The following is an 18,599-nucleotide window of genomic DNA, read 5'->3' on the forward strand; positions in this document are numbered from 1 at the left end:
CTTAGCTGACTACGAGATTGATTAATTGCCTATGTGCAACCACAATGGCTTTTTTAATATTTTTATCGGTCAAAAAAGATGATGCATGCTCTTTTGCCATTGCAATGAGCGCTTCTTCCGAAGCATCAACGCTTGCTTGGAATTGGGCACGTAACTTGCCATTTACCTGTACCACAAACTCAGCTTCGTCTGCTTTTAAAGCGCTTTTATCTACCTTGGGAAACGGTGCGTCAATAATAATTTTTTCAAAGTTAAGTTGCTGCCAGATATGATGGCAAATATGGGGGGTAATTGGAGCCAAGAGCCGTAACAAAATGCTGAGGCCAGAATGCAGAAAATATTTATCTTCCTCGGTAGTCATTGTGTAAGAGGAAAGCTCATTAAATAATTTCATGCAGCCTGAGACAACAGTATTAAATTGCTGTCGTTCATAATCCTGAGTAACCTGCGCCAAAATTTGATTGACGATTAATCGCGATTTTTTTAAGCGATTGTCGCAATTTTGCCAATTAATATTAAGATTATTATCTTTGATGAGATCATTTACTTCACATAATAAAGCTTGATTTTGATGCGCAAAAGCCCAAAGACGCTTCAGGAAGCGGTGTGCTCCTTCAACTCCACTGTCTGACCATTCCAACGATTGTTCAGGAGGAGCGGCAAACATGACGAATAGGCGGGCGGTATCTGCACCATAAGTATTGATTAAATGATTAGGGTCAACAATATTTCCCAAAGATTTGGACATCTTATGGCCGTCTTTTAAAACCATTCCCTGGGTTAGCAGGGCTTTAAACGGTTCATCGGAATTCACCAAGCCTTCATCGCGCATTAATTTATGAAAAAAGCGGGCGTACAATAAGTGCATCACGGCGTGTTCAATACCACCTATGTATTGATCAACGGGAGTCCAATATTTTGCTCGATCATCGAGCATGGCATTGTCTTGGCCTTTGCAGGCAAAGCGGGCGTAATACCAGGAAGATTCCATAAACGTATCGAAGGTATCCGTTTCCCTTTGCGCATCCTGCCCGCATTTGGGACAGGATGTGTGTACAAATTCATTGCATCGAGCCAGAGGAGAGCCGCTGCCGGTTAAATCCACGTGCTCAGGCAACATGACAGGCAAATCTTCTTCAGGAACAGGCACAATACCGCATTCCTCACAAATAATCATCGGGATAGGGGTACCCCAATACCGTTGCCGCGATACTCCCCAATCGCGCAAACGATAGTTTACTGTAGCCTTGCCTAAATCCTGCTCTTCCAGCCATTCAGTAATCGCTTTTTTCGCATCCGACGAGGGCAAAGTGTCAAATTCTGCTGAATTAATCAAAATGCCTTCGTCAGTAAATGCAGATGTATTAAAATCGTGCTCTTTTTCGCCAGCCGGTTTAATGACTTGTGTAAGCGGCAGCTGATATTTTTGAGCAAACTCCCAATCGCGCTGATCGTGCGCTGGAACAGCCATTACTGCTCCAGAACCGTATTGCATCAATACAAAATTAGCTATCCAGACAGGAATTTCCAGGCCGCTGATGGGATGAACAGCTTTCATGCCACTGTCAATGCCGCGTTTCTCAAGGGTGGCGATATCAGCTTCTGACATCCGCACGCCCTGGCAGCTGTCCAGGAAAGCTTGAACTTCAGGATTTTGGGCAGCAGCTTGTTTTGCCAAAGGATGATCGGGTGCCACTGCTAGATAAGTTACGCCCATTAATGTATCTGGGCGAGTGGTGTAGACCTTAAGCCGCTTGTTGTAATCGTGAACCTTGAAATAAATATTGGTGCCTTCAGAGCGGCCAATCCAATTGCGCTGCATTTGTTTTACTTGAAGAGGCCACTGATCAAGGGTATCTAAATCGCATAATAATTCGTCAGCATAGGCGGTGATTTTAATAAACCATTGAGAAATTTCTTTATGTTCAACGAGAGCGCCGGATCGCCAACCGCGTCCATCAATTACTTGTTCGTTCGCCAAAACTGTTTGATCAACTGGATCCCAGTTCACAATGGCATTTTTCTTATAAACCAACCCTTTTTCAAACAGTTTGATAAAAAACCACTGTTCCCAACGATAATAATCCGGATCACAGGTCGTAATTTCACGTTTCCAGTCATAGGCATTGCCTAATCTTAAAAATTGCTCTTTCATCGAGGCAATATTTTTTTTAGTCCACTCCGCTGGATGAATTCCATGCTTAATCGCAGCGTTTTCTGCTGGCAAGCCAAATGCGTCCCAACCTATGGGTTGCAGGACATTTTTGCCCAGGGCGCGCTGATAGCGGGAAATAACGTCGCCTAATGTATAATTACGGACATGCCCCATATGCAGGGTACCAGAAGGATAGGGGAACATGGATAAACAGTAAAATTTTTCCTTATTTAAATCTTCGGTGACGCTAAAAAATTGTTTTTTAAGCCAAAACTGCTGTGCTTGTTCTTCAATTTCTTGAGGTTTATAACTGTTATCCATATTCATAAATCAAAGTTTGTGGGCTGGTAAGAATAACCCCTCTTATGATTTGCAGCAATAGGTTAGGATTGAATATATTTGCGGAAATAAAGAAACCCAGCTGTGAAAAAAACCAATAAAAATGAAAGCCACAAAACGGGCGCATCCCCTAAATAAACCCAAGGGGTGGAACCGAGTGCCGGCCATATGTTTCCTTCAACAATGCCCGCACTAAAGGCTGGCAGTGACGCAATGATATCGCCCTTGGCATTAATTAAGGAAGATAATCCATCATTATTGGCCAATACTTGGTATCGTCCTGTTTGCAAAGAAAGGGCTTGTGCCATTTGTAATTGTTGATACATGGCAAAAGAACGGCCAAACCAACCATCATCGCTTATAGAAACAATCCATGCAGCCTTGGGCAACTGTTTTCTTAACAGTTGCGGGTAGGCTAATTCATAGCAAATTAGCGTGGCAATGGGATGATGGTGCACATGGATTAAAGGCTGATTGGCATGTCCTGGCTTGAGATTTGCACTGGGAAGTGCCAGCCACTCCACTATATCTTGAAAAGGTTTGGGAATAAATTCGCCGAATGGCACTAAATGTTGTTTGAGATAAGAGCCTTGCGCCGAGCCAAGTGCGCGCATCGTATTATAATATTGAATCTCTTCAGCATTCGTAGGCTCTGGAATGCCTAATAAAACAGCGCTGTCTTTTTGGCTGGCTTGATGATGGATGGCTTCAAGAATATCACTGATGTAACCGGCTGGAAGCGGGATAGCGGATTCTGGTAAAACAATTAATTTATTTTTGCCTAATAATTGCTCGATTTTATCGCGATAATGCTGCAATAATTGCCAGAACAATCCTTCATCCCATTTGTCACGCATGGATAAATTAGCTTGAATTACTCCCACCGAAACAGGCGTTTTTTCAATTTCCACCCAGTGTTTATGTTTAAGACTTGAGGGGAGTAAAATCATGCTTACCAGGGCTAGGATCCATGCGTATCTGGTTTTTGATTTGCTTTGCACGCCCATTGCTAAAAAAGTTGCTGCAAGACAAGTTAGAAAACTTATGCCATACACACCTATCACAGGCAATAAATGCTTAAGAGGTGTATCCATTTGGCCAAAGCCTAGCAGCAGCCAGGGAAATCCTCCCATGATATTCGCTCTTGCATATTCGCCTAGACACCACAAGGCGCTAAATAAAACGCATGAAAACAAGGCCGAAGAAATAGTTAATTTTTTAAATGCCCAGGCAACCAAAGCTGGATAAATAGCAAGATAAATAATAAACAACAACGTGATGAGTGCTGAGAAAAATGAATTTAAATGCCCGTATTCATGGATGCTTACATAAACCCAGGAAACCCCAAGTCCTAAAAAACCCAAGCCAAAGGCAAACCCGGCAGAAAAGGATTGCCGCACAGTAAAGCGTTGCAGGTTTGTATAGAGAAATGCAAGTCCAAGAATGGGGAATCCTGGAAGATGGAAAGGCGCAAACCCTAACGGCAATAGTAACCCTGCCAAAAAAGAAGGCAAATAAGGGAGCTTATTGACTGCCAAATGGTTCAGTGATGATTTTGTGGCGGTTGCCGCTTGGTTCATAGCATTAGTAAAGAAAGAATGCAATTGTGCGACGATAGAGAAGTAGGCTTAAAAGATCAAGTTTTAGGTAAACTATTTCACAATTTATGAATGTTTGCGTCTTATGATTAACACGTGTTTTTATTGGCAAGTTGACTGTGCAAACCCTATTTTTTTAGTGTACGATGACTATTCGCTTTACAAAGGAGACAGGATGTATGTATAACGTGATGATTACAGGGGCTGGGAAAATTGGAAGTTTAATTGCCTGCTTGTTGGCGGATAGCAAGGATTACCAAGTGCATTTGGCCGACTTGGAATTTAGTGGTACGGACGTTGCCCGCTTGCTGCATAACATGCCGCAGATAAAAACCGTCGCCCTGGATGTACGCGATCAAGAGTCCGTAGAAGCTTACCTCCAAAAAAACAACATCATTGCCGTAATCTCAAGCTTGCCTTATTTTCTAAACACACACGTCGCGCGCGCTGCAAACAATGCAAAAGCCCACTATTTTGATTTGACTGAAGATACCGCCGTCACTTCCGCAGTCAAAGAAATTGCGGCTGAGGCCACCACTGCTTTCGTCCCGCAATGCGGTTTAGCCCCCGGTTTCATCAGTATTGCAGCCAATACGCTGATGCAAGAGTTTGAAGAATGCCACCATGCAAAACTGCGTGTAGGCGCTTTGCCTCAGCGCGCAAGCAATGCTTTGCATTACTCATTAACATGGTCCACCGATGGGGTAATTAATGAGTACGGGAATCCTTGCTATGGAATAGAACATGGAGAAGCAGCCGTTTTTGCACCTTTAGAAGGGTTGGAATCAATACAAATTGATGGTTGTGAATATGAGGCATTTAATACGTCCGGAGGGTTAGGCAGCTTGGCAGAACTCTACGCAGGCAAAATTCAAAGCTTAAATTATAAAACCATGCGTTACCCTGGCCATTGCCTAAAAATGCGTTTTTTAATGAATGATTTAAAATTAAATGAAGACAGAGCAACTTTAAAACGTATTTTAGAAAAAGCCATTCCCAAAACTTACCAGGATATGGTGATGGTTTATGTAACGGTTGAAGGTATAAAAGATGGTGAATTAACCGAAAAAAGTTATGTGAAAAAAGTTTATCCTCAAACCATTCAGGGAATTGAATGGTCTGCCATACAAGTCAGTACAGCCTCAGGCGTTTGCTCGGTAGTGGATTTGGTTTTAGGGCAGGCAAATGAATACCGCGGCTTGATTTTACAAGAAAAATTTAAACTAAATGATGTGTTGAATAATCGTTTCGGCCAATACTACGCTTGAACTGTCTATTCATTTCCTGACCCTGTCTGTCAAGGCGGGGCAGGTGGACTATCTCATGTAACTCATATAACCCAATAATTGGCTCATTAACGTTCTTCAGGAGAACCGTGATGGATTTATTATCAAATCTTAATATTTCAGAACTTAATTCTGGTGCTTACAGTGGTTACAGCTGGAAAAGCGCCTACAACCATCATCGCTTAGTTTCCATAAATCCAAGTAATGGTGAAAAAATTGCTGAAGTTTCCAGCTGTTCTATCGATGATTATCAAGAAGTCATGAAACGCGCAGAGGCAGCTTTTTTGCTCTGGCGTAAATTTCCGGCACCCAAACGCGGGGAAATTATCCGTCAAATCGGCCAAGCCCTGCGGGAACATAAAGACTGGTTAGGCAGTTTGGTTTCCCTGGAAATGGGGAAATCCAAGCAAGAAGGCGATGGTGAAGTACAGGAAATGATTGATATTGCCGATTTTGCAGTAGGACAGTCGCGCATGTTATATGGTAAGACCATGCATTCTGAGAGGCCAAATCATCGAATGTATGAACAATGGCATCCATACGGCATTGTTAGCGTTATTTCTGCCTTCAACTTTCCTGTCGCTGTCTGGGCTTGGAATGCTTTCATTGCAGCAATTTGCGGAAATGTGACTTTGTGGAAACCCTCCGCGAAAACTCCATTGTGTGCCATTGCCGTACAGCATATATGTAATGAGGTTTTACAGAAAAACAATTGTCCCGACATCTTTTCTTTAATTATTCCATCTTCGCATGCTGTCGCTGAAGCAATGGTCGAAGATGCCCGCATACCGTTGGTTTCATTTACCGGCTCTACAGCGGTAGGCAAAAAAGTAGCGACCAAGGTTGCGGCACGCCTTGGTCGATCTATCCTGGAACTGGGTGGTAACAACGCCATTATCCTTGATGAGACTGCGGATTTAAAATTAGCCATTCCCTCCATTGTGTTTGGTGCGGTTGGGACTGCAGGGCAGCGTTGTACGTCAACTCGCCGCCTGTTTGTGCATCATTCTATTTTTCAAGAAGTAAGCAAACGCCTGCAGCATGCATATGAGCAAATTACAATCGGTGATCCATTGGACAGTAAAAATTTAATGGGTCCTTTAATTGATAAACAAGCTGTAGAGCAATTTAACCAGGCAATTTCCCGGATTAAAACAGCTGGTGGGCAAATTTTATTCGGTGGTGAATCTCTCAATCGACAGGGATGCTTTGTTCAACCTACTTTGGTGACGGGGCTTGCTAACCAAGATGACATAGTTCAAGAGGAAACGTTTGCACCTATCCTTTATCTTATGCCTTACCATTCTTTGGATGAAGCCATCGAATTACAAAATGGTGTGCCGCAGGGTTTATCTTCAGCGATTTTCACCCAGAATTTAAAATCCGCGGAGCAATTTCTAAGCGCCATAGGAAGTGACTGTGGAATTGCAAACGTAAATATAGGTACATCCGGAGCTGAAATAGGCGGTGCTTTTGGAGGAGAAAAAGAAACAGGTGGCGGGCGTGAATCCGGTTCGGATTCCTGGAAAGCTTATATGCGCCGCCAAACGAATACCATCAATTGGGGCGATACTTTGCCTTTGGCGCAAGGAATACGTTTCGACTTGTCTTAAGTTAATTTTTGGAAGGAATTGAATATGCAAGAGCCATTTTTCATTAAGAAAATTGCGGTTCTCGGAGCAGGGGTCATGGGAGCACAAATAGCCGCCCATTGCATCAACGCGGGGATTGAAACTTTATTATTTGATTTAGCAGCTAAAGAAGGGGGTTTGAATAGCCTAATAGATCAAGCTGTGAAGAATTTGACTAAATTGAAGCCCTCACCTCTAGCTACCCCTCAGTCTGCTTCTTTGTTAAAAATAAGAAATTATGAAGAAAATCTGGCGGAACTTAGCGATTGTGACTTGATTATTGAAGCCATTGCAGAACGTTTGGATTGGAAACAGGATTTGTATCAGCGCATTTCACCTTATCTTGGCGAGCAATCCATCCTTGTTACCAATACCTCTGGTCTTAGCATTAACGTATTGGCAGAAGCATTGCCTGAAAAAAATCGAGAGCATTTTTGCGGCGTTCATTTTTTCAATCCTCCCCGCTACATGCGTTTGACCGAGTTAATCCCGGCAAAATTGACTTCTGCCGTGCTGCTTGATGCCCTGGAAACATGGTTAACACGTTACCTTGGTAAAGGCGTTGTGCGTGCCAAGGATACCCCCAACTTTATTGCAAACCGGGTAGGCGTATTTTCCTTACTAGCTATTTTACACCGCGCACAAGAAATGAGCCTTTCCCTGGACGAAGTGGATAGCTTAACCGGCGTCTTAATCGGCCGGCCAAAATCTGCAACATTTCGCACCATGGATGTAGTAGGTCTGGATACCATGGAACACGTGGTGCGTACAATGGAAATGCAATTGCCTGCTGATCCTTGGCATGAATTATTTAAGTTGCCTGAGTGGCTGATGACTTTGATTCAAAAAGGTTATTTAGGGCAAAAGTCCGGTCAGGGTATTTATCGTAAGAATGGGAAAGCAATTGAAGTTTATGACGTTGAGCTTAAACAATATCGCCCTGTACAAGACAAGGTGAGTGATGAAATAAAAAACATCATGAAGCTGCCTGATGCAAGAGAGCGCATGCGGACTTTATTTATTGCAAATCACCCGCAAGCTCGGTTTTTAACGGCATGTTTTTTTGATTTGTTTCATTATTGCACATACCATCTGGCAGAGATTGCAGATTCAGTTCGTGATGTTGATTCTGCATTGCGCTGGGGGTTTGGTTGGCAGCAGGGTCCTTTTGAGATATGGCAAGCAGCAGGTGTTGATATGGTCAAAGGATACCTGGAAAAAGCCATAGCTGAAAATAGGACCTTAAGTTCAGTTAAATTACCGGCTTGGGTGCTCCACTTGGATAATTTTTACACGAAAAAGGGCGCATTTTCACCTGTGGCCAATCAATATCAGGAACAAGATCATTTGGCGGTGTACGAACGCCAGTTTTTTAGTGAGAACGCCATTAAATGCATTCATCCGACAAATCATCTTCTCTGGCAAAATCCTGCTGTAGAGTTATGGCATTTACAAGATGACATTGCTGTTATCAGTTTTAAAACCAAAGCAAATACCATCGGTCAGGAAGTTTTAGATGGTTTTAATCAAGCTTTGGATATTGCAACTGCACAATGCCAGGGGTTAATCATCTATCAATATGATGCTAACAATTTTAGTGCAGGCGCGGACTTGCGTGGTGTAGGAGCACTTTTGCAGGCTAATAAACTGCAAGCTTTAGATGAAATGATCGCACAGTTTCAATGTTTGGCGATGCGTATTAAGTACAGCCCCATCCCTGTGGTTGCCGCACTGCGCGGGCGGGCATTAGGCGGGGGATGCGAATTAGTGATGCATTGCGCGGCCACCGTGGCCGCTTTTGAATCCTACCCTGGTTTGGTTGAAGTGGGGGCTGGATTAATTCCTGCTGGCGGTGGCTGTAAAGAAATGGCTTTGCGTGCGGCCGAGGAAGCAAAAGAGGCGGATTTATTTGTTTTCCTTAAACCTTATTTTGAGCAAATTGCCACAGGGTTTGTTGCTGGCAGCGCAACGGAGGCAGCAGAGCGTGGTTATTTAAAACCGCAAGATGTTTGGGTGATGAATACCAATGAAGTCCTATATGCAGCTCTTGCACAGGTTAAGTACATGCAAGCTGTAAACTACAGTCCACCATTGCCCGTAAAATTTAAAGTTGCAGGCCGGGAAGGGCATGCTCGTTTACAGATTGGATTAGTTAACTGGCTGGAAGGTGGATTTATATCCCAACACGATTATTTCCTTGCCAACCATTTGGCGCGTGTGCTTTGCGGTGGCGATCTTAATCAGGGTGAGCAAGTTGATGAAGCCTGGATACTTAAATTGGAAAGAGAAGCATTTATTGCTCTTGCCGAAACATCTTTAACCCAAGCCCGAATCAAATATTTACTTGAAACTGGCAAGCCGTTGCGTAATTAGCAGGAGTTTATTTCAATGACGGACATTTATATTGTTGATGTATTACGAACCCCGGTAGGTAAAGCACCACGAGGAGTTTTTAGGCACACTTCCCCAGATGACTTGCTGATTCATGTTATGAAGCGAATCAAGGAGCGGAATAATAGGGTGGATTGGGAAAAAATAGCTGATGTAGTGATAGGTTGCGCTATGCCCGAAGCTGAGCAAGGAATGAACGTAGCCCGAATTTCCTCTCTGTTAGCAGGAATACCTGCCTCAGTGCCAGCCATGACCATCAATAGATTTTGTTCATCCGGGGTGCAAAGCATTGCCACTGCTGCAAATACAATTGCCCAAACGGGGGCACCTTTTGCGTTGGCAGGAGGCGTGGAAAGCATGTCTAAAGTCCCATTGGGAGGAAATAAATACACCGCTAATCCAGCTATTTTTACTGATGAGCATATAGGCATTGCTTATGGCATGGGCATTACTGCAGAAATCGTGGCCAAACGCTGGCAAATTTCACGACAGGAACAAGATGAATTTGCTGCTGAAAGTCATAAGCGCGCAGTCGCAGCACAAAAACGCGGTGATTTTCATGCTGAAATTAGTCCCGTTGAAATTACATTGCGTAATCCTAATTTGTCCACAGGCGGGGTTGTTACTAAGAATCGTTTAATTTGTGAAGATGAAGGTCCCAGGGAAGATACCTCTTATGAAGTAATAGCTAAATTAAAACCAGTTTTTGCAGCACACGGTAGCATTACTGCGGGTAATAGCTCGCAAATGAGTGATGGTGCAGGCATTGCACTCTTAGCTAGCGAATGCGCTTTACAAGAATACGATTTACAGCCCATGGGTCGCTTATTAAGCTATGCAATTGCCGGTGTACCGCCGGAAATTATGGGCATCGGGCCTGCTCACGCCATCCCCTTGGCTTTAAAGAGTGCGGGATTGACGCTTGAGCAATTGGATTGGATTGAGTTAAACGAGGCTTTTGCCGCACAAGCTTTGGCTGTTATCAAGGAACTTAAATTACCCCGGGAAAAAGTGAACCCGCTTGGAGGAGCAATTGCTTTAGGGCATCCGCTTGGGGCTACCGGTACAATACGCACAGCCACTTTGCTGCATGGATTAAGACGTACGCGCCAACGGTATGGCATGGTGACCATGTGCATTGGAACAGGCATGGGTGCGGCTGCTATCTTTGAAGCTCTGTGATTATATTGCTTAGGGCTATGTAAGAAGGCTTACTAGATTCTTTACTTGATCTTTACAAACCGGCGTTTCATGGGAACTTGTGAGCGCTGGTTTTTTTGCCTAAAATTTAAGCAAATACCAAATAAGGGGAAATTATGCCTAATCAATTCAAACAACAATTACAAGAACAAAGAGAAAAAGAACAAAAAGAGAAAGAACAACAGCAAATGGAGTTGAGAGATGTTAAAAAAGTAAATGTTCGCCCAATAGACGAAGATGAACAGAAAAAGCGGGAAGCAATCGATTTATTAGTCAGCGATTATTTGGATTACTTGGAAAAACTAACCAAAACACGTCCTGAAGAGCCTAAACCAGGAAAGGACGGCGGGGTTAATCTAAGCTTCCCCAGTGAAAAAGATGCAGAAAATTTTTTTAATGAACAAGCTGAAAAAAACCGCAGGTTTATCGTTGTTGATCCCAGTACGGATAAAGTGCTTTTTTATTCGAATGGCGATGGTTCCTTGCATCGTCCCGACAAAGATGTTCTTTTTTCTAAATTTGAAATGCCGGAACCAGAACAAAAAAGCTTCAAGCCTTAGTAGTAATGACTTTGCTGCAGGCCTCAGAAGCTGGGGCCAATAACTTTAACAAAACCAAACACTTAATCGATGCTATACTATACTTTACTTCAAGATGGGAAGATGATTTTAACGAATGAGAAGTATAGTCCCGACCCATATCTCTAAAGATTGTTTGTCATTATTATTACAAGGTTCGTTGCGGGCTATACCTTTCAATATCATTTCCGCCCTCCTTTTGGTAATTGCACTTCATTATCACCGCGTACCTTTCTCAAAAATTATTCCGTGGATTAGTATCGTTTTTATCATTACACTCTCACGGATTATTCTAAGTAAAAAACAAATCGCGCAAGCTGAAAACGGCAGCCATTCCATAACTACTTTGCTGTCATTTATTGTCCTGACATTTCTCATGGGACTTACTTGGGGGGTCGGTTATTTTATTTTTTTACCCTATTTGGCTCCATTGCCTGAATTTATTATTCTTTTGGTTCTGGGAGGCATGTGTGCCGGCTCAATCGCATCGCTATCAATTTATATGCCCGCTTTTTATGCTTACGTTTTATCTATGTTTATTCCGGTCATTATCTACAATTATTATCTCAATACGTTTGACCGTATTTTATTGTCTAGCATGTTTTTGCTATTCATATTAATGCTCATCATCACGGCTAATATAAATGGCAAAATGCTGCGAAAGATGGTAGCGCTTTCTGAAGATAAGCAAGTATTAATCGAGCAGTTATCTTCCATGTCAATAACTGATCCTCTTACCGGCTTATACAATCGACGCTATTTTGATAAAACCCTAAAAGAAGAATTGAATCGCTCAAAACGCAATAAATATGCGTTTACTTTAGTATTCATAGATGTCGATAATTTTAAAATAATAAATGATAATTTAGGGCATCCTTCTGGGGATAAATTTCTAACTCATGTAGCTAACGTTTTGAAAGCCACTTTCAGGCGGGCTAATGATACAGTATTTCGGTTGGGAGGTGATGAGTTTGCAGCTATTCTGGTTAACACCCCCCTGGAAAATGCCATTGCCATTTGCAATAAGATTCGTGACGAATTAAGTTTGCATCTTCATCCTAAGGGATTGGAAATATTTAGCAAAATTACCTTAAGCATAGGAATAGTCTCTATTCCCCATGACTCCATCACCGATATAGAAGAAATAATTTCTAAAGCAGATCAGATTTTATACCAGGCAAAAAAAAGCGGGAAAAACTTGATTATTTCCGCCGACATCGGTTGAGTGGCATTGTCTAGAGGACGTACAGCAATGCTTAATGGCTAACGTTAAGATTAAGCCCAGTATTAATTTCCTGAGTTATCGCATCCTCGATTTGAAGCTCTTCTTCCCGGGAAGAATTATCTAATGGCTCATGAGCAGACTGAGGAGTTATCTCCTGTTCCATTTGGTTTTCCCTATTCTTGTCCACACCAAGGCTTGAGGCCATTTTTTTAGTAGAATCTTCAATGGGTACCCGTTCTACCGTGATATCACGTAGATAAAAGTGGGGGTAAAATATACGATCAATCAGCCAGTCGATGGCAGGTTTTAGTAAGCTATACCATAAACCAGCCAAGCCAGCACTTGCGGCTGGGGCTAATGTTATAGCAATTAAAGGAGTCAAAGGGGTAGAAATACCTGCACTCGTAATAATGGTGAAAATCAGGAAGGCTATTATTAAACTGATACTTACCCACTTAATCATTTGCCACATTTTGGGATAGTTATGTACAGTTCGCCTTAAGACTGCTGCAAGGCTATAACTTTCTTCCAAAGTTACCCGCGCGCTGTCTTTCTTTTTTGATTTTCCTGCCAAGTATTGATGGTGCAAATTAAAGTATTCAGCTTTTTCTTTGGTGTTTATAATAACGCCATGGTCAGAATGGCAATTTCTGTATGTTTTGTCATGATGAAGTTCATTAACCTTTTGGTAAACTGCCAACAAAGCGTCATCCAACCGGTTGCTATCAACCTTAAGATCCAGCATGCCTTCCACTCGTATAGACGGGAAAGGTTTAAATTGAGTGCCGTTTTCCTGAAGAAATTTTACTACACGCGCAAATGTAATAAAGCTTTCAGGGCTGAAAACAACGCCGCTGGGATTAATTGTTAAATGTTGAGTTTGAGCATGATATCCTGCAATTGCTTCTTCTTCTACTTTAGTCCGTTCGGGATAAAGACTAAAAGAGGGAGCTCGAAAGGTTATGGCTGGAAGTGGTACATTTGGATAAAGTGCCAAAACATTACTCAACGGCAGACAGTTACGTAAGTCCTTGGTTTTATTTGCTAAACTGATACCCAAAAAATCCAGGGTGGCGGATGTGATTAAATTGCCCGGGGTGGGATCTAACAAAGCCAAATTAATTTCCAGTAAATTTTTTTCTACTGTCGACAATTGCTTGGCTAAAAGAAGCAGGCCAGTAGCACCGCGGCTATGTCCATAAGCGTTCAAGGAAACAGTATTACCCTTTTTAATCTCCGCAGCAATTTGTTCAATTACTTTCTGGCAGTGTTGATCCAGGCCGGTGCCAAAAATAGTGCCTGATAGTCCATGTGTTATGCCGCAACCATCAAATGCAATAAGCCGTTGGGCGTCAGATTCGATGTGTTCTGTCAAGAATCCAACTAAAGTATCGGTATTATTTGCTGCATCTTCTGCGCCGCTAAAAAACACATTGAACGTAACATGTGGCATGTTAAACTTCCGAATAGTTCAAAATTTGCGCATTTTAGCATATTATTTAGACGTGAACAATTATGAGGAAAGAAGCAATGAAGATTACTGAGGTTGCTGCAGCAACCTCAGTTTTTTTAATTATTCTTGAACTTCGCAGGTGATCTTGGTGCAATCTCTGCAATTCTTGGCAGCAAAAGCAAAAGAATCAGAAGCAGAGCCTGCTTGGTTGGCCATTTTATCATCTGCTGCTTTGTCATCGGCAACATCGCTGCTGCTGGCATTGGTTGTGCAAATCCATTTGGTGTTCATATCGGTTTTTGCAACAGTATCAGCAGCGAAGGAAGCTGAGGAGCCTAACATTAAGCTACAAACTACTAATGCGAATATTCTTTTCATGATTTGTCCCTTTGATTATTAATAGAAGATTAAACTAATGCTTTTAAAGCATATACATTTTTACTCTTTTTTCCCACTATTTTAAAGATTTTTAATAGGATTTATCATCATGAGAAAATAAAAAGACAGCTTGCGCAGTGTACAATAAAATTTCAGATTGGTTTGAGGCACATAGGAATCAAGAATTAATGGAGAGATTTTACCCTGACTTTATCACTGAGAACATCCCAATAGAAAGCAAGATACTGGACGTAGGTTGCGGCACAGGGTTCTCCAATAGCAAAATTTTTTATTGAAAGAGGCTATAAGATAACAGGAGTCGATGCCAGTGAAAAATGATTGCCAAATGTAGAATGCGTTTTCCCACTGAAACCTGGCTGTTGGCAAATATGAGAAAGCTTGTCCTGAGAGAAAAATTTAATCCGTACTGGCCTGGCACAGTTTTTTCATTTACCTCATGCTGAGCAGCCCAGCACATTAAAACGATTAGTGTCATTTCTTCGTGCAAAAGGCTTATTGGTTTTGACGGTCCAAAATTTGAGGAAGTTTGGAGTGAGAATGGTGGTGAGTTGCTTTATCGCGCCTCTTTATCTGCCGAAGAATACACTCGCCTTCTTGATGAGAATGGGTTAAAAACATTACTTCATAAGATGCAAGATGCACAATGTGGTGATGCCACGGTGTGGATTGCGCAAAAATGAATTTTACTTACTGCATTAAGTGTTATTTAATCGCATGTTTTACCAGCCTAAAAATTAAAATGAGAAAACCAATTGTATCCTTGCTGTCTATTTTGGCTTTAAATGCAGCTGCCAAAGAAATCACCCAAGAAGAATATAATAAGACGTTCAAAGGTTATAATGCCTGTTTTATTTTGTATGATGTGAATAAAAATAAAATTATCAGTAAATATAATCCTAAAAATTATTGTAATCAGCGAGTTGCTCCTGATTCTACATTTAAAATTGCTTTGTCGCTGATGGCCTTTGATAGTGGCGCGAGCCATGAGAGCACGGTATTCAAATGGAATGGAAAGAAAAGTGCTTTGTTAGATTGGAACCATGATCAAACCCCAGAGAGCTGGCTTAAATATTCAGTCGTTTGGGTTTCTCAACAACTTACTCAACGAATGGGCGATACACGTATCAAGGGTTATTTGGCCAAATTTAAATACGGCAATCAGGATTTCAGCGGTGATCCTGGTAAGAACAATGGACTTCAATATGCCTGGTTAAGCAGTAGCCTAAAAATATCTGCCATGGAACAATTGAATTTCTTAAAAGCTTTTTATGCAGGCGCTTTGCCTGTTTCCAAAGAAGCTTTGCATTTGACTAAGAAGAACATGTATCAAGGCCAATTGGAAAATGGCGCTGACTTGTATGGTAAAACAGGGAGCGGGCGCCACGGAGCCAGCGAGCGGGCGTCTAACCCTAGCTTGTTAAGGGATGGCTGGTTTATCGGGTTTGTGGAGAAGGGGAGCCAACAATATTTGTTTATAAGCAACTTATCGGATAAAACACCTCCGGCCCCTATGGATAAAGCATTCGGCAGCGCTGTTTTAAAACCGATCACAGTTAAGCTACTTAATGAATATTTGTAACCTTAGGCTGACTAATCCCCCGCATAATTCTCTCTCATTCGAGGGATTAGTAGTTCATTATCGCTTTTATTTTGAGCTGCTATAGTTTGTGCAGGCTGGGCAAAATAAACCACAGCTGGTAATTAAAGAAGTAGAACCAAATAGTACTAATATTAATGCTATTGTTTTCATAATGGCATCCTTGCTTAAAATGTGTTCAATAATAGTGTATACAGAGTTTTTGAATTTTACAAATAGAAAAAATAAAACAATGGGGCGGGTAAATTAATAAGAATTTATATTCTAGGTTTAACGGAAGGATTTGCCAATAAAATCAGTATTCACCGGCGCTCAGGCAAATGAATACTGTAGAAAATCTCTCTATGAAATTTTTTTATAAGTTACTGTTTGATCAAAATCCATTTTTTTACCATTCGGCATGGTCATGCTACCTTTGGCATGCATGATCATCTCATTTCCTTTGATTTCAAAAGTGCGCGTTTCATTAAATCGATCATTACCATCCGTGAGTTCAAGCTTGTTATCTGAAAAAGTGCCAGTACCCGTTGCAGCATTATCAGCTCCCCAGCTATCAAACCACCAGGTTTTGGCTTGACCATTTGCGGTAAGACCAAACACGCCTTTTCCTTCATATTGCACATCTGCGCGGTTATCGCCTTTGGTATTTAATTCAAGTATCAGATATTGGTGATTCAGTGCCCAGCGAATTTTCATAGTTTCCTGCATTTTCATGCCCATCATATTGCTTTCGCCGCGCCAGATTCCCACCATCTGATCATAAACTTTATTCTCGACGGGTTTTGGCGGTTGCATCATCTGACTCTCATTGCTTGCAGTCTCGGCTGCATAAGCACTGCTTGCTAAAAGAGCTATAGAAATTGCCAAAATTTTTTTCATAATGCTTCCTTTTATCCATAAAATAAAGTACTTAAGTCTAACAACTTCATAGGCTATGTACAGAGATTTTATTAAATCCATTGTTTGTTATACTTTGCTGGCGCAATTTTATAGCATGGAGTTCATAAGACTATGGGAATAAAAAATATAATTTTTGATTTGGGCGGTGTGATTCTTAATTTAGATTACAAATTAACTGAAGAAAAATTTCATCGATTAAGCGTAGGACGCTACAACCAAAAAGAATTTTCAAAAATTTTTGATGATTATGAAACAGGTAAATTAACTTCCTCCACTTTTAGAAAGGAATTAATGACCCGTTTGGATTTGGAAATTTCTGAGGAAGAGTTTGACTCCATCTGGAACGCACTGTTAATTGATATACCTGTAGAGCGACTAGAGTATATTAAAAAATTACGAAGTTCTTACAATACTTTTTTATTCAGCAATACCAATGAAATCCATTTAAAAGAAATCTTAAGACTTTGTGAACGAGATTGTCAGGTAAATAATTTTGAGGGTTGTTTCAATGCGCAATATTTTTCTCATATTTTCGGCATGAGAAAACCGCATGTGGAATCATTTACGCGACTTTTAAATGAGTGTCAGTTAAATGCCGATGAAACCGTATTTATTGATGATTTATTACCTAACGTACAAGGGGCTAAAGAAGCGGGCCTGCATACCATCCATTTTACCTCAGATAGGGATTTTATGAAGATCGAGGCTTATATTGCCGAAATGAATAACCAGGAAAATGTTGCAGAAGAAGTTCCAACGAATTCATTGGTGATATAAAAATAGCGGGCGAAATGGTTTATTCTTTAAAAAATACCAGTTTCACCCGCATTGTTATTTTAACAAAATTTAGGTAAGAGCATTTCTGTGTCCATCTCCGTTTCTTCCGGATTTCTCGGTGGGGTTTGAAACGCCTCGGTCAAGGTACGGATGGTTAAGAGGTCTAATGCCTTCTCGCTAACCGTTTCAGCATTGACCAAATTGGAAATTTTAATCCTTTGAGATTCAGCACTTGCCATGATAGTAGGTCTTGTATTCGGTGTTACTGAAGGGCTTTGTTGCATTGAAAGGTTAGGGTTAGAATTTCCAGAAGCCCCAAAAAAAGTTTGCTGGGTTGTGCTTGAATTCGACGCGGAATCTTCAGCTGCAGCGTAATAATGATTGTTAATATAAAAATTCTGTACAATGGTATGCTGTGGAGAAATGTTAGTCTGCTGCGGGGGATTCGCGCCAGGATGAACCGCGTTTGCTACTCTTGCTGCACGTTGCAGTTGAGCATCACCTATTTGCTGCTGGGAATTTGAGCTGGAGCGGTCTGGGTTTGTTGTTCTTGGTGCGCGCTGCACTTGCGGTCGAGCATCACCTAATTGTTGCGTATTTTGATTAAATCTGAAGACGAATTGATTTTCAACTACAGGGCGGTTGGCTTTAGGGTTAGAGTTTCTTTTCGTCATAATTTACCTTTGTGTTTAAAGTATTTATAAATAAGCCAATTATTATACAGTATATTGTTCTTATTTTCAACAGAACTACGATGGCATGATTTCGTACACCACCGCCTCAGTTGAGCAATAACCCGTTTTGTCGCCCCGAGTTTCCTATAATCACTTAGCATTTATGCACGCTTGCATTACCCAATGAAATTAGGTCATTTGATTAATTAAATTAGGCAACGTCCCTAAAGTTTTTTAGACAAGATTTCATCTTAAATTGAGCACAAATTTTTCTATTCACTTCGATCTACCCCCTCTCCCGCGATAGGAGCTTTGATAGTATGATGATGCCCTTCGCGGGAGAGGGTTGGGGAGAGGGAAATGGACAAATCTGCGCTAAGACAACGAGCCCGTAGT

General features: G+C 41.4%; 15 protein-coding genes. 9 read left to right on the top strand and 6 right to left on the bottom strand.

From position 1 onward, the window contains the following. Position 1: 1 nt before the first annotated feature. Both leuS and lnt read right to left on the bottom strand, forming a co-directional pair. A complete protein-coding gene (gene leuS, locus ELY11_RS05955) occupies positions 2-2,476 on the bottom strand; it encodes a leucine--tRNA ligase (RefSeq protein WP_126954824.1) in 2,475 nt (824 codons plus the stop codon). A gap of 62 nt (positions 2,477-2,538) precedes the next feature. Further along, on the bottom strand, positions 2,539-4,074 hold the full coding sequence (gene lnt, locus ELY11_RS05960; protein WP_126954823.1) for an apolipoprotein N-acyltransferase: 1,536 nt from the start codon (positions 4,072-4,074) through the stop codon (positions 2,539-2,541). Positions 4,075-4,271: 197 nt separating this feature from the next. On the opposite strand from lnt, the gene ELY11_RS05965 reads away from it, so the two are divergent. From ELY11_RS05965 to ELY11_RS05990, 6 genes are all read left to right on the top strand, one after another. After that, entirely contained in the window at positions 4,272-5,360 is a 1,089-nt protein-coding gene (locus ELY11_RS05965; RefSeq protein WP_126954822.1) for a saccharopine dehydrogenase family protein, read from the top strand. Between the two features lie 110 nt (positions 5,361-5,470). Then, entirely contained in the window at positions 5,471-6,991 is a 1,521-nt protein-coding gene (gene amaB / locus ELY11_RS05970; RefSeq protein WP_126954821.1) for an L-piperidine-6-carboxylate dehydrogenase, read from the top strand. Between the two features lie 24 nt (positions 6,992-7,015). Further along, on the top strand, positions 7,016-9,382 hold the full coding sequence (locus tag ELY11_RS05975) for a 3-hydroxyacyl-CoA dehydrogenase/enoyl-CoA hydratase family protein (RefSeq protein WP_126954820.1): 2,367 nt from the start codon (positions 7,016-7,018) through the stop codon (positions 9,380-9,382). 15 nt (positions 9,383-9,397) lie between these two features. Next, entirely contained in the window at positions 9,398-10,582 is a 1,185-nt protein-coding gene (locus ELY11_RS05980) for an acetyl-CoA C-acyltransferase (protein ID WP_126954819.1), read from the top strand. Positions 10,583-10,716: 134 nt separating this feature from the next. Beyond that, positions 10,717-11,160: a hypothetical protein gene (locus tag ELY11_RS05985; protein WP_126954818.1), complete on the top strand. Its 444-nt coding sequence runs from the start codon at positions 10,717-10,719 to the stop codon at positions 11,158-11,160. 115 nt (positions 11,161-11,275) lie between these two features. After that, positions 11,276-12,403 carry a GGDEF domain-containing protein gene (locus ELY11_RS05990; RefSeq protein ID WP_126954817.1) on the top strand — a complete coding sequence of 376 codons (1,128 nt, stop codon included), beginning with the start codon at positions 11,276-11,278 and terminating at the stop codon, positions 12,401-12,403. A 31-nt stretch (positions 12,404-12,434) separates the two neighbouring features. Here ELY11_RS05990 and ELY11_RS05995 read toward each other — a convergent pair whose 3' ends face one another. Together ELY11_RS05995 and ELY11_RS06000 are read right to left on the bottom strand one after the other, a co-directional pair. Further along, a complete protein-coding gene (locus tag ELY11_RS05995; RefSeq protein WP_126954816.1) occupies positions 12,435-13,856 on the bottom strand; it encodes a hypothetical protein in 1,422 nt (473 codons plus the stop codon). A gap of 120 nt (positions 13,857-13,976) precedes the next feature. Beyond that, complete coding sequence (locus tag ELY11_RS06000) at positions 13,977-14,234, bottom strand: hypothetical protein (protein ID WP_126954815.1); 258 nt, start codon at positions 14,232-14,234, stop codon at positions 13,977-13,979. A 569-nt stretch (positions 14,235-14,803) separates the two neighbouring features. Here ELY11_RS06000 and ELY11_RS12685 point away from each other — a divergent pair. Then, entirely contained in the window at positions 14,804-14,935 is a 132-nt protein-coding gene (locus ELY11_RS12685; RefSeq protein ID WP_267900237.1) for a hypothetical protein, read from the top strand. Between the two features lie 59 nt (positions 14,936-14,994). Next, the gene (locus ELY11_RS06010) at positions 14,995-15,834 is read left to right on the top strand and encodes a penicillin-binding transpeptidase domain-containing protein (RefSeq protein ID WP_126954814.1); all 840 of its coding nucleotides are present in this window, start codon (positions 14,995-14,997) and stop codon (positions 15,832-15,834) included. Between the two features lie 360 nt (positions 15,835-16,194). On the opposite strand, the gene ELY11_RS06015 is transcribed toward ELY11_RS06010, so the two are convergent. Beyond that, a complete protein-coding gene (locus tag ELY11_RS06015; RefSeq protein ID WP_126954813.1) occupies positions 16,195-16,812 on the bottom strand; it encodes a hypothetical protein in 618 nt (205 codons plus the stop codon). Between the two features lie 51 nt (positions 16,813-16,863). Here ELY11_RS06015 and ELY11_RS06020 point away from each other — a divergent pair, with 51 nt between their 5' ends. Then, positions 16,864-17,529, top strand: coding sequence for an HAD family hydrolase (locus ELY11_RS06020; protein ID WP_126954812.1), 666 nt, complete (start codon positions 16,864-16,866; stop codon positions 17,527-17,529). Positions 17,530-17,588: 59 nt separating this feature from the next. Here the strand turns inward: ELY11_RS06020 and ELY11_RS06025 are convergent, their stop codons facing one another. Beyond that, positions 17,589-18,203, bottom strand: coding sequence for a hypothetical protein (locus ELY11_RS06025; RefSeq protein ID WP_127032697.1), 615 nt, complete (start codon positions 18,201-18,203; stop codon positions 17,589-17,591). Positions 18,204-18,599: the final 396 nt, after the last annotated feature.

Source organism: Legionella septentrionalis, assembly GCF_003989745.1.
Taxonomy (GTDB): Bacteria; Pseudomonadota; Gammaproteobacteria; order Legionellales; family Legionellaceae; genus Legionella_A; species Legionella_A septentrionalis.